Source organism: Actibacterium sp. D185-2 (assembly GCF_054954595.1).
The window spans coordinates 94,117-106,444 of sequence record NZ_JBPWNX010000005.1; the positions used below are offsets into that span (position 1 = coordinate 94,117).

Below are 12,328 nucleotides of genomic sequence, written 5' to 3' on the forward strand. Positions count from 1 at the left end.
CGGTTTCCCACGGTCGGGCGAAACCCGTTCCGGGCCGGGCGGGGCATGGGAAATCCCCGGCCACGGTCCGCGGGCCGGGTGGGGCGGCGTTCTTATTTTCAGCGGCCCCGGATCCGCGGGTCCAGCGCATCGCGCAGCCCGTCGCCGATATAGTTGACCGACAGCACCGCCAACGAGATCGCCAGGCCGGGCCACAGCACCCGCTCGGGATGTTGCTGCAGATAATCCACCGCATCATACAGCAACCGGCCCCAGGTCGGGAAATCCGGCGGAAAGCCAAGGCCGAGAAAGGACAGCGCGGATTCGGTGATGATCGCGTTGGCGATGCCCAGTGTGGCCGACACCATCACCGGCGACATCACGTTGGGCAGGATGTGGCGGGTGATCATCCGGCGGCTGGGCGTCCCGATCGAGCGTGCGGCCAGCACGAATTCGCGTTCCTTCAGTGCCAGAACGTCGCCGCGCACGATGCGGGCGGTCTGCATCCAGCTGGTGACGCCGATGGCGACCACGATCAGGATGAAAACCCCGGTTTCGGGGCCAAAGCGGGTCGATAGCGCCTCGCGGAACAGCATCACCATGACCAGCAGAAGCGGCAGCAGCGGCAGTGCCAGAAACAGGTCCGTCAGCCGCATCAAGGGCCCGTCCAGCCGTTTGAAATAGCCCGCCAGCACCCCGATCAACGTACCCAGCAGCAGGCTGAGCCCCATGGCCGTGACGCCGACCGCAATCGACACTTTCCCGCCGGCCATCATCCGGGCCAGCATGTCGCGGCCCAACTGATCGGTGCCCAGCGGATGCGAAAGACTGGGCCCCTGATTGCGGGCGCGGATGTCGATATAGGTGGGGTCCATATGCCAGAGCCACGGGCCGAACAGCACGGCAAACAGGATCGCCGCGAAAATGATCGCGCCCAGCAATGCGCCCTTGTGGGTCTTGAACTGGTCCCACACGTCCAGCCACTGATTGCGCGGCGGGCGGAACGCCTCTTCGACCATGCGGGGGGGGAGGCTGTCAGTCATAGCGGATCCTTGGGTCGAGAATGCCGTAAAGCACGTCGGCAATCAGGTTGAACAGCACGATCAGCACGGCGAAGATGAAGGTCAGCGTCTGCACCATCGGGATGTCATTGGCATAGATCGCGGTGATCAGCAGCTGACCCAGCCCGTTCACCTTGAACACCTGTTCGGTGATGATGGCACCGCCAAAGATCGTCGGCACCCCCAGCGCGATCACGGTCACCACCGGGATCATCGAGTTGCGCAGCACATGGATCAGCACCACCACCTTTTCCGACAGGCCCTTGGCCCGGGCGGTGCGCACATAGTCCTGACCCAGATTGTCCAGCATCGAGGCGCGCATGAACCGGCTGATCTGGGCCGCGTTATACAGCGCCAGCACCGAAACCGGCATCACCATCTGTTTCAGCTGGGTCACGAAGGTTCCCCAGTCCTTCACCACCAGCGTGGTGTCATAGATCGACGGGAACCAGCCCAGATTGACCGCGAAGATCACGATCAGAAGCACCCCGGTAAAGAAGGTGGGCACCGAATAACCGATCATCGACACGAACGTGCCGATCTGATCGAACCAGCTGTATTGCCGGTAGGCCGAGATGATGCCGATCGGCACCGCGATCAGGGTGCCGATGACATAGGACATGCCCACCACCCATAGGGTCTGGGGCATCCGCTGGGCGATGATGTCGGCGACCGGGCTGCGGGTCTGCCACGACATCACGCGCTGCATGTCGCCGGCGAATTCGGTGCCGAACATGTTGTCGAACACATGCAGCGGCTCGGCCACGAAAAACTGTTTCATCCACAGCAGATAGCGAATGTGGATCGGCTCGCCCAGGCCCAGGCTCTGGCGGATCTTCTCCTTCACCTCGGGGGGGATGGTCAGCGGCAGCTGTGCGGTGGGGTCGCCCGGCGCGAGGTCGAGCAGCAGAAAGATGATCAGACTGATGAACAGAAGCGTCGGCAATGCGATCAGCAAGCGACGGATCGTGTAGGTGAACATGACGGGCGCCTCGGGTCAGCAGTCTTGCAAAAAAGGGAAGGCGGCCCCGGATACGGGATCCGGGGCCGTCGGATGGGGTTGGATCAGTCGGCGCGCGACCAGTCCTTGATGTTCCAGATCTCGCTGTCCCAGTCGTTCATGCGCACACCGGCAAGGGTGTTGGCATGGGCCGACGGGTTGCCGCGGTGGATCAGCGGGATGATCGAATAGGACTGCATCAGCATATCGTTCATCTGCTTCACGATCGCGGCCCGTTCTTCCAGCGGCGCGGTCTGCGACAGCTTGTCGACCAGCGCGTCATAGGCCGGATCGCAGAACCGCTGCATGTTGGAGCCCTGCCACTGGGTTTCGGGGCTCGGGATTTCCGAGCAGCGCCAGTTGGCCATATAGGCCTCGGGATCCACACCGGCGAAGTTGTTGGTGTACATCTCGACATCGGCAAAGAACTTCTGGAACGTGTCCGGGCTGCCCGGATCGCCGCCGAAGAAGACCGACGCGTCGATATTGCGCAATTCGGTTTCCACACCGATTTCCGACCACCACTGTTTCACCAGCGCCTGGGTGTCCTGGCGCACGGCGTTGGTCGAGGTCTGATAGCTGACCGACAGGCGCATGCCGTCCTTGACGCGCACGCCGTCGGGGCCCGGGACCCAGCCGGCCTCGTCCAGCAGTGCCTTGGCGCCGTCGACATCCTGCACCAGGCAATCGTCATTGGCGGTCGAGGCATAGAGGGCCGGCGCCGGCAGTACGTTGCAGGTGGGAACGCCGCCCGCGCCATAGCCGATCTCGGCGATCAGCGAACGGTCGATAGCCATCGACAGCGCCTTGCCGATCCGGGGATCGGTCAGGAACGGGTGCGGATGGGCCACGGTGGCGCGTTCGTCGCCAAGCGCGGGGTTGGGGTCGGTCTGGTTGACGTGGATCCGCTCGACCGAGGTCGCATAGGCGGCAACGACCTTGCCCAGGCCCTTGGATTCCATGTCCTTCAGCACGTTCGGATCGATCTGCAGGTTCCAGGCATAGTCGAATTCGCCGGTTTCCATCACGGCGCGGGCCGCGGCGGTGGCGTCGCCGCCCCCTTTGAACAGCACGGTCGCGAAGGCCGGCTTGTCCGCCTCGCGGAAATTCGGGTTGGCGCTGAACTGGATCACGTCATTGGGGCGGAATTCGCTGACCACGTAGGGGCCGGTGCCGATCGGGCCGAAATTCGCGTCGGTGCATTCGGGGGCCTTGGCGCCCAGACAGTCGGCGAACTGCGCCTTCTGGATGATCGGGCTCTCGGAGCCGACGAAGGCGGTGTAGGGAAAGGGTTTGGGGGTGGCGAAATTGACCTGAATGGTCATGTCGTCCACGGCCACCACGCTTTCGACCCCGTCGAAATACGACGACTGCGCGCAGCCGCCTTCGGGATGGGTGCAGTATTCCCAGGTAAACACCGCATCGGCGGCGGTCAGCGGGGTGCCATCGGACCACAGAATGCCCGGTTTCAGTTTCCAGGTGATCTGGGTCAGGTCGTCGCTGACGCCGCCGTTTTCGACCGTCGGAATGCTGTCGGCAAGCCAGGGCACCATGGTGCCGGTTTCGTCGAACCGCACCAACGGCTCGATCACAAGCGAGGCGCTTTCGACCTCTTTTGTCCCGCCCGACAGGAACGGGTTCAGGGTCGAGGGCGCTTGCCAGTAGATAATGTTCAACTGGCCATCCGACCCGCGTTCGGCGAAGGCTGCAGGGGCCAGCGCCAGCGCTGTCGCTGCGCCCAAAAGGGCTGTCTTCAGTCTCATTTTATTACTCTCCTTGTTGGATGCTCTTCTCGGCCTCGGGCGCCGCCGTGTCCCCGGCGGTCTGGCTGATTGTCGGATCGTAAAGATGGCAGGCCACGAAGTGGCCCGGCGCCAGCTCTTTCGTTTCGGGGTCGATCTGGTGGCAGATCGGCATTGCCCTGGGGCAACGGGTGCAAAAATTGCAGCCCTGCGGCGGGTTCGCGGGCGAGGGCACGTCGCCCTTGAGGATTACCCGCTGCTTGCGGGTTTCCAGATTCGGGTCGGGTTCGGGCACCGCCGACAGCAGCGCCTGGGTATAGGGATGCATCGGACGGGCATAAAGCGCGTCGCGCGGGGCCAGTTCGACCACCCGGCCCAGATACATCACCGCCACCCGGTCGGCGATATGGCGCACCATCGACAGGTCGTGGCTGATGAACAGATAGGTCAGATTGAACTTTTCCTGCAGATCCTCCAGCAGGTTCACAACCTGGGCCTGAATCGACACGTCCAGCGCCGCGATCGGTTCGTCGCAGACGATGAACCGCGGGTTCAGCGCCAGGGCGCGGGCAATGCCGATGCGCTGACGCTGACCGCCGGAAAATTCATGCGGATAGCGGTTGGCGAAGGCGCGGTTCAGCCCGACCGCGTCCATCAGTTCATAGATGCGGGCCAGCTTTTCCTTTTTCGACAGGTCGGTGTGCTCGTCCAGTGGCTCGCCGATGATGCGGGCGACGGTCATGCGCGGGTTCAGGCTGGCCTGCGGATCCTGAAACACCATCTGCATGGTGGGCCGCATCGGGCGTAGTTGGCTGTACCCGGCCTCGCCGATTTCCTTGCCGCCGATGCGGATCGAGCCTTCGGTGATTTCATAAAGTCGCAGCACGGCGCGGCCGCAGGTAGATTTGCCGCAGCCGGATTCGCCGACCAGGCCCAGGGTCTCGCCCTCGTAGATGTCGAAGCTGACCCCGTCCACCGCCTTCACCTCGCCCGAGCGGCGGCGTAGCAGCCCCGAAAAGATCGGGAAATGCATCTTGAGGTTTTTCACCTCGACCAGCTTTGTCGGATTGTCCAGCATCAGGCGCTCATCTCTCCCTGTCGGGCGCTTTTCGCGTGCGGGCCATCGGCGGTGACGGCCGTCAGGGCGCAAAAGCGGCAGGTTTCACACATCGCGTGGCTTCCCGGTTGCCGGATCCCAGAAACAGGCGGCGTCATGGCCGGGGCCGACCAGTATACGGGGCGGGTTTTCCCGGTCGCAGCGGTCGAACCGATAGGGACAGCGGGCCCGGAACGGGCAGGCCGCAGGCGGGGCCGACAGGATTGGCGGCTGGCCCTCGATCACGCGCAGCCGCTCGGCCCGCTCGCCGGTGACCGACGGGATGGTTTCCAGCAGAGCGCGGGTATAGGGGTGCTGCGGGTTTCCGAACAGCTCGCGCACCGGGGCCTGTTCCACCACCTGGCCGCCATACATCACCATCACCCGGTCGGCGATGCCCGCGATCACGCCCAGATCGTGGGTGATCCAGATCACCGCCATGCCCAGCTTTTCGCGCAGCTCTTTCATCAACTCCAGGATCTGGGCCTGAATGGTCACGTCCAGCGCGGTTGTGGGCTCGTCCGCAATCAGGATTTCGGGGTCGCAGGCCAGCGCGATCGCGATCATCACCCGCTGCCGCATCCCGCCGGAAAACTGGTGCGGATAGTCGCCCAGCCGGCGCTTGGCATCGGGAATGCCGACCAGTTCCAGCAGTTCCTGCGCGCGCGTCCGGGCACCGGATTTGGTCAGGCCCATATGTTTGCGCAGCGGTTCCATGATCTGATAACCCACGGTGAACACCGGGTTGAGCGAGGTCATCGGATCCTGAAACACGAACCCGATCCGCGCGCCGCGCAATTCGCGCAACCGCTCTTCACGGACTTTCAGCAGATCCTCGCCGCCGAACATCACGCTGCCGGCCCGCACATCGGCGGGCGGGGAGGGCAGCAGCCCGATCAGGGACATCATCGTGACCGACTTGCCCGATCCGCTTTCGCCCACCACACCCAGCAACTCGCCGGGGCGCAGATAGAAGCTGACGGAATTGACGGCGTGAATTTCGCCCGACCGTGTTTGAAACACGGTCTTCAGGTCCCTGACGTCAAGGACGGGCATACCCCCATCGGGCATGAGAACTCCCCAAGTCGTTCGTTTTTCGTTGTTTTCCCGGTGTCCGCCATGGCTTGCACCGTGCTTGTGATGAAATTGTTATCACGATTCACCCATCCGGCAACTTCAAACTGGCGAGATTTCGGGCGGCGCGGCGGTAATTTTGACCAGTTGATCAATCGTTGGGCGTTGTCGCTTGACCTCTGCCCTTTCCCGCATCACCCTTGCGCTCGACACCTCGTCACAACAGGCTGGAGTACCTCATGCGCCGACAGTTGACGCCACGGCAACTGCTTGAAAAACTTGTTTCTTTCCCGACCGTCAGCCGGGACAGCAATCTTGCGCTGGTGGATTGGGTCGAGGAATATCTGGCCGGCTTCGGCATTTCCTGCATCCGTGTCATCAACGCCACCGACGACCGCAAGGCCAGCCTTTATGCCCATGTCGGCCCGATGGTGGAGGGCGGCGTCGTTCTGTCGGGTCATACCGATGTGGTGCCGGTGGACGGGCAGGACTGGACCACTGACCCCTGGGCCGTGGTCGAACGCGACGGCAAGCTGTTCGGGCGCGGCTGCTGCGACATGAAAGGGTTCGACGCGCTGGCGCTGTGCGCGCTGGTGCGCGCGCAGGTCGAGGGCGTGACCCGCCCGCTTCAGATCGCGCTGAGCCATGACGAAGAGGTCGGCTGCACCGGCGCGCCGCCGATGATCGACCACATGGTGGCCAATACCGGCTTTCCGCGTGCCGATGCGGTGATCGTGGGCGAGCCGTCGCAGATGAAGGCCGTGACCGGCCACAAGGGCGGCGCGGGGTTCGCGACCCATGTGATGGGGCACGAGGTGCATTCCTCGATCATGCATACCGGCGTCAACGCGATCATGGAGGCGGCCAAGCTGATCGAGTGGGCCAACCGGATGAACGCGGAAAACCGCGCCCGTACCCCCGGCGCGCTGGATGCGATCTTCGTTCCGCCCTGGACCACGGTGCATGTCGGCACGATCTCGGGCGGGACCGCGCATAATATCACCGCCGCCGACTGCCGCTTTGGGCTCGATTTCCGCTGCGTGCCGGGCGAAAGCCTGGACGACTGGCACGCGGCCTATCTGGAACAGGTGCGCCAGGTCGAGGCCGGGATGAAGGCGATCCACCCGGATGCGGGGATCGAGGTCGCGCAGTATTTCCACGTCCCGCCGCTGATCCCCGAACCGGGCGGCGCGGCCGAGGGTCTGGTGCGCGGGCTGACCGGCGACAACGCCACCCATGTGGTCAGCTATGGCACCGAGGCCGGGCAGTTCCAGCAGCGCGGCTATTCCGCCGTGGTCTGCGGCCCCGGCAATATCGAACAGGCGCATCAGCCTGATGAATTTATCACCGTCGAACAGTTCCGGCAGGGCGAAGCCTTCATGGCGCGCCTTGTGGATCAGCTACAGGAGTAACACGAATGCCCGTGAAGAACCGATTTGCCGAACTGCACCCCGAAATCACCGCCTGGCGGCGCGATTTTCACGAACACCCCGAACTGCTGTTCGACACCCACCGGACCTCGGCCCGGGTGGCCGAATTGCTGCACAGCTTCGGCTGCGACGAGGTGGTCGAAGGCATCGGCCGTACCGGCGTGGTGGGCGTGATCAAGGGCAAGACCGACCTGTCCGGCAAGGTGCTGGGCCTGCGCGCCGATATGGACGCGCTGCCGATCAAAGAGGCCACGGGCCTGGAATATGCGTCCAAGACGCCCGGAAAGATGCATGCCTGCGGCCATGACGGCCATACCGCGATGCTGCTGGGCGCGGCGAAATATCTGGCCGAGACCCGCAATTTCGACGGCACCGCCGTGGTGATCTTTCAGCCCGCCGAAGAGGGTGGCGGCGGCGGCCGCGAGATGGTCGAAGACGGGATGATGGAACGGTTCGGCATTCAGGAAGTTTACGGCATGCACAACATGCCCGGCTTTCCGGTTGGCAGTTTCGCCGTGCGCCCCGGCCCGATCATGGCCGCGGCCGATCAGTTTGAAATCACCGTGACCGGCAAGGGTGGCCATGCCGCCAAGCCACATCAGTGCATCGACACCACGCTGGTGGCCAGCCATATCGTGATCGCGCTGCAATCCATCGCCAGCCGCAGCGTGGACCCGCTGAAAGAGATCGTGGTGTCGGTCTGCACCTTCCGCACCGAAACCGAGGCCCACAATGTGATCCCGCAGACCGTGCTGCTGAAGGGCACGGTGCGCACCATGGATGCGGATGTGCAGGATTTCGTGCAGGGCCACATTTCGCAGATCGTGACCAACACCGCCGCCGCCTACGGCGCTATGGCCGAGGTCGACTACCAGCGCGGCTATCCGGTGACGGTGAACGCGCCCGACCAGACCGATTTCGCGATCGAGGTCGCGCGCAAGGTGTCGGGCACGGTGATCGAGGATACCCCGCCGCTGATGGGGGCCGAGGATTTCAGCTTCATGCTGAACAAGCGTCCCGGCGCCTATATCTTCCTGGGCAATGGCGATACTGCCTATGTGCATCACCCCGAATATAATTTCGACGATGACGCCATTCCCGCGGGATGTTCATGGTTCGCCGAGATCATCGAGAACCGGATGCCCGCCGCCTGATCGGGGCCGCTTTTCCGCCCGGGCGGGCGTCATCGCTTTCGGTGGGCGAGGACGGCCCGTCAGGGCTGGAAGCGCGGCCCGCCCGGCGCTAAGAACCGGGGCATGAAACCGTTTCTGATCCTGCAACTGCGCCCCGAGGCCGAAGCCTCGGACGATGAATATGCCGCGATCCTGCGCAAGGGCGGGCTGGCCGCGCATCAGGCCCGCCGCATCCGGCTGGAGTGTGAACCGATCCCGGCCGATCTGACACTGGACGATTATTCAGGGGTGATCGTCGGCGGCGGCCCCGGCTGCGTGTCCGATGCCCCCGCCGACAAGTCCCCGGCCGAACAGCGCATAGAGGCGGCGGTGCTGGGCCTGATGCCCGCGATCACCGCCGCCGATTTCCCGTTCATGGGCTGCTGCTACGGCATCGGGGTGCTGGCCCATCATCTGGGCGCGCCCGTGACCAAGGACCGCTATGGCGAATCCGTCGGCACCGCCGATTGCCGCCTGACAGACGCGGGCGCCGCCGATCCGCTGTTGCAGGGGCTGCCGGCGGCCTTTCACGCCTTTGTCGGCCACAAGGAGGCGCTGCAGGCGCTGCCCGATGGCTGTGCGCATCTGTTGTCGTCGCCTACATGCCCCTATCAGATGATCCGCCACGGGCAGAACGTCTATGCCACCCAGTTCCACCCCGAGGCCGATAGCGACGGGTTCGAGACCCGCATCCGCATCTACCGCAACAAGGGTTATTTCCCGCCCGAAGAGGCTGACAGCCTGATCGCGATGTGTCGTGCGGCGGATGTGCATGTGCCCGCGCGGATCCTGGGCCGTTTCGTGGCGCGTTACCGGCGCTGACGGATCCCGGGCCCGGCGGGGCAGAGAGATTTCATGCCTCCGGCGGGGATATTTGCACGAAAAAGAAGCCCGAGCGGGGGACTCAGCCGCCGGTATGGCTCATGTGGCGCAAGACCTGGCCATCGGCGCGCTGGCGCGAATAGTCGAAATCGTGGCCCTTGGGTTTCAGTCCGATCGCCGTGTGGATCGCGGCGATCAGTGGCGCGTCGTCGCCGGGATGGTCGCGCAGGGGCGTGCGCAGGTCGGCCATGTCTTCCTGGCCCAGACACATGTAAAGCGCGCCGGTGCAGGTCATCCGTACCCGGTTGCAGCTTTCGCAGAAATTATGTGACAGGGGGGTGATCAGCCCGATCTTCTGGCCGGTTTCTTCCAGCCGCACATAGCGCGCCGGGCCACCGCTGCGTTCGGCCAGATCGGTCAGTTGATACTGTTCGGCCAGCCGGGCGCGCAGATCGCGCAGCGACCAGTATTGATCCAGCCGATCCTCGTTGCCCAGATCGCCCATCGGCATGACCTCGATGAAGGTCAGATCCATGCCGCGTTCGGCGCACCATTCGGTCAGGGTGAACAGTTCATCCTCGTTGAAGCCTTTCAGCGCCACCGCGTTGATCTTGATCCGCAGCCCGGCGCGCTGGGCCGCATCGATACCGCGCAGCACCTGGGGCAGGCGGCCCCAGCGGGTGATGCGGGCGAATTTTTTCTCGTCCAGCGTATCCAGCGACAGGTTCACCCGGCGCACGCCGGCGGCGTACAGGTCATCGGCGAACCGCTCCAGCTGCGAGCCGTTGGTGGTCAGCGTCAACTCCTTCAGCGCGCCCGAATCCAGATGCCGGGTCATCGACCGGAAGAAGGTCATGATCCCCTTGCGCACCAGCGGCTCGCCCCCGGTGATGCGCAGCTTTTCCACCCCCAGCCCGATGAAGGCCGAACACATGCGGTCCAGCTCTTCCAGCGTCAGCAGCTCCTTCTTGGGCAGGAAGGTCATGTTTTCGGACATGCAATAGACGCAGCGGAAATCGCAGCGGTCGGTGACCGAGACGCGCAGATAGGTCACCGCGCGGGCAAACGGGTCGATCAGATGGGGCGGGTGCTGTGTCATGCCGGGCAACCTAGGCGCGCGCCTGCCGCGCGGCAAGCGCCATTCGTTCACATTGAATGCGGCACAAGGGCCGGGTAGGCTGCCGGCGAGGCGGACGGAGGCAGGCCAGGCAATGACCCATTTCAACGCGATTGCGCGGCCGGTTCTGGCCGCGCTTGTGCTGGTTTGCCTGGCGGGATGCGCTGGCGGGATCAACCCGTTCGGGCGGGATAATGCGCCCGAGGCCGTCACGCCCGATGCGCCCCGCCCGCAGCCCCGGTCCGACAGCGCGGCCCCGCCAGCGGGTGCCCACACGGCCGAGGCGTTCGATACCACCACCAGCGCCGAACGCGCCGCCGCCGTGGCAAGCCCGCCCGCCACGCGCCCCGACCGCGAGTTGGGGCGCACGATTGCCTCGCTCGGCGACCCGGGCGATCCGGGGTTCTGGGCCAAGACCCCGCTGGTACAGGATGCACAACCGGGCCGTCTGGTCGATCCGGCCACCGGCAACGCGGTGCTGGTCGAGTTGCGCCCGCTGGCGGGCGAAGGCGGCGGCAGCCAGGTCTCGTTGCCGGCGCTGCGCATTCTGGGCGTGCCGCTGACGGCGCTGCCAGAACTGATCGTCTACGCCCGGCCCTGAGCCCGGCGTTACAGGTATTTCCCGGCCTCTTTGCGCGCGAATGCCTTCATCACATCGCCATGCGCCGCCAGAAAGGCGCGCACCCGGTCCGGGTCGTGCTTTGACAGATCGCGCAGCCACCAGGCCACGGCCTTCTGGATGAACCAGTCGGGATCGGTCACATAGCCCGCGGCCCAGCCCAGCACCCGGTCACGGATCGCCAGATCGGCGGGCTTGGGGTGGTTCTGCCGGGTCCAGGGCAGGGTGATGACCAGCGCCGCGCGCCGGGTCCACATGTGATCCGAGCGGGTCCAGTCCGCGACCTCGTCCAGCCGGGCAGGGTCGGCGACCAGCCGCTTTTGCCCGGCCATGCAGGCGTGATCGGCTATTGCCCAACTGTCGAAATCGGGCGCCCAGGATTTGATCAGATCCCAGACCGCGCCATCGGGCCGGATCCGCGCCTGGGTCAGCAGCTTGGCCGCCGCCAGCCGGGCCTCGAATATATCGGTGTCCCACAGGGCGCGGGCCAGCGCCACGCGCGCGTCCACGCTCAGCCCCTGGCGCCACGTCTTGGTCAGGTCGTTGATTGCCGGGTTGGTCACGCCCAGATAGGGGCGCGCCACCTTGTGATAGCGTGCCGCCCCCTCCGCACGGCCCGGCTCGATCCGCGCTTTCAGCGCATCCAGGGCATCATCCAGCGTCACGGGGCGGGGTCCAGAATACCGGTCGGCGCGCCATCGATCGTGGTCTGGTTCTTTTCTTCCCAATAGGCACGGATACCGTCGGGCCCCTTGTCATCGGTCCATTGCACCAGCGTGTCGCGCGCGCCTGCGAACTCGAAAAACGGCACCGCATAGCCGCAGGAGGTTTGCACCATCTCGACCCGCATATCGTAAATCTGCCGCGCCCCGGCCAGGGGCGGGAACAGCCCGATCAGCCCATCCCACCCGGCATCGCGCGGATGCAGCGTGCGCGCCGTGCCATAGGCGCGCAGAATCAGCGGGCGGGCGGTGAAGGAGCACCACATCAGCGTCATCCGGTCGGCCTGACGCAGGTGCCCGGCGGTCTCATTTCCGCTGCCGGTCAGGTTCAGCCAGACGATGCGATTCGGCCCCAGCACGCGCAGGCTGTCCATCCCCTTGGGCGAGATGTTGACCCGGCCCTCGGGGGCGGCGGATCCGGCAAAGAACATATGCTGCGCCTCGATGAAGGCGCGGTGGGGATCTTCGATCCGGTCGAACTGTTTCGCCATCCG

The 12,328-nt window shown here is 64.9% G+C and carries 12 protein-coding genes; 4 read left to right on the forward strand and 8 right to left on the reverse strand.

Annotation, left to right across the window (positions count from 1 at the left end; translation table 11 throughout):
* Nucleotides 1–98 precede the first annotated feature (98 nt).
* The 5 genes from ACSR1C_RS10835 to ACSR1C_RS10855 all read right to left on the reverse strand — a co-directional run bounded on the left by ACSR1C_RS10835 (nt 99) and on the right by ACSR1C_RS10855 (nt 5,949).
* Nucleotides 99–1,022, reverse strand: a complete 924-nt coding sequence (locus ACSR1C_RS10835; RefSeq protein WP_460259455.1) for an ABC transporter permease — start codon at nt 1,020–1,022, stop codon at nt 99–101.
* Nucleotides 1,015–2,022 carry an ABC transporter permease gene (locus ACSR1C_RS10840; protein ID WP_460259454.1) on the reverse strand — a complete coding sequence of 336 codons (1,008 nt, stop codon included), beginning with the start codon at nt 2,020–2,022 and terminating at the stop codon, nt 1,015–1,017. Before ACSR1C_RS10840 ends, ACSR1C_RS10835 begins: the two co-directional genes overlap by 8 nt.
* Nucleotides 2,023–2,105: 83 nt before the next feature.
* Nucleotides 2,106–3,803, reverse strand: a complete 1,698-nt coding sequence (locus ACSR1C_RS10845) for a peptide ABC transporter substrate-binding protein (protein ID WP_460259453.1) — start codon at nt 3,801–3,803, stop codon at nt 2,106–2,108.
* 4 nt (nt 3,804–3,807) lie between these two features.
* Complete coding sequence (locus tag ACSR1C_RS10850; RefSeq protein ID WP_460259452.1) at nt 3,808–4,860, reverse strand: ABC transporter ATP-binding protein; 1,053 nt, start codon at nt 4,858–4,860, stop codon at nt 3,808–3,810.
* Between the two features lie 84 nt (nt 4,861–4,944).
* Entirely contained in the window at nt 4,945–5,949 is a 1,005-nt protein-coding gene (locus ACSR1C_RS10855) for an ABC transporter ATP-binding protein (protein ID WP_460259451.1), read from the reverse strand.
* Nucleotides 5,950–6,191: 242 nt separating this feature from the next.
* On the opposite strand from ACSR1C_RS10855, the gene argE reads away from it, so the two are divergent.
* The 3 genes from argE to ACSR1C_RS10870 all read left to right on the forward strand — a co-directional run bounded on the left by argE (nt 6,192) and on the right by ACSR1C_RS10870 (nt 9,376).
* The gene (argE, locus tag ACSR1C_RS10860; protein WP_460259450.1) at nt 6,192–7,364 is read left to right on the forward strand and encodes an acetylornithine deacetylase; all 1,173 of its coding nucleotides are present in this window, start codon (nt 6,192–6,194) and stop codon (nt 7,362–7,364) included.
* A gap of 5 nt (nt 7,365–7,369) precedes the next feature.
* A complete protein-coding gene (locus tag ACSR1C_RS10865; RefSeq protein ID WP_460259449.1) occupies nt 7,370–8,536 on the forward strand; it encodes a M20 aminoacylase family protein in 1,167 nt (388 codons plus the stop codon).
* Nucleotides 8,537–8,638: 102 nt separating this feature from the next.
* Nucleotides 8,639–9,376 (forward strand): glutamine amidotransferase, encoded by a 738-nt coding sequence (locus tag ACSR1C_RS10870; protein WP_460259448.1) that lies wholly within the window; start codon nt 8,639–8,641, stop codon nt 9,374–9,376.
* Between the two features lie 82 nt (nt 9,377–9,458).
* On the opposite strand, the gene moaA is transcribed toward ACSR1C_RS10870, so the two are convergent.
* Nucleotides 9,459–10,475, reverse strand: coding sequence for a GTP 3',8-cyclase MoaA (moaA, locus tag ACSR1C_RS10875; protein ID WP_460259447.1), 1,017 nt, complete (start codon nt 10,473–10,475; stop codon nt 9,459–9,461).
* Between the two features lie 112 nt (nt 10,476–10,587).
* On the opposite strand from moaA, the gene ACSR1C_RS10880 reads away from it, so the two are divergent.
* Nucleotides 10,588–11,094 (forward strand): hypothetical protein, encoded by a 507-nt coding sequence (locus ACSR1C_RS10880; RefSeq protein WP_460259446.1) that lies wholly within the window; start codon nt 10,588–10,590, stop codon nt 11,092–11,094.
* Nucleotides 11,095–11,102: 8 nt separating this feature from the next.
* Here the strand turns inward: ACSR1C_RS10880 and ACSR1C_RS10885 are convergent, their stop codons facing one another.
* Together ACSR1C_RS10885 and ACSR1C_RS10890 are read right to left on the reverse strand one after the other, a co-directional pair.
* A complete protein-coding gene (locus ACSR1C_RS10885; protein WP_460259445.1) occupies nt 11,103–11,777 on the reverse strand; it encodes a DNA alkylation repair protein in 675 nt (224 codons plus the stop codon).
* A complete protein-coding gene (locus ACSR1C_RS10890; protein ID WP_460259444.1) occupies nt 11,774–12,325 on the reverse strand; it encodes a pyridoxamine 5'-phosphate oxidase family protein in 552 nt (183 codons plus the stop codon). The genes ACSR1C_RS10885 and ACSR1C_RS10890 overlap by 4 nt, the downstream gene beginning before the upstream one ends.
* Nucleotides 12,326–12,328: the final 3 nt, after the last annotated feature.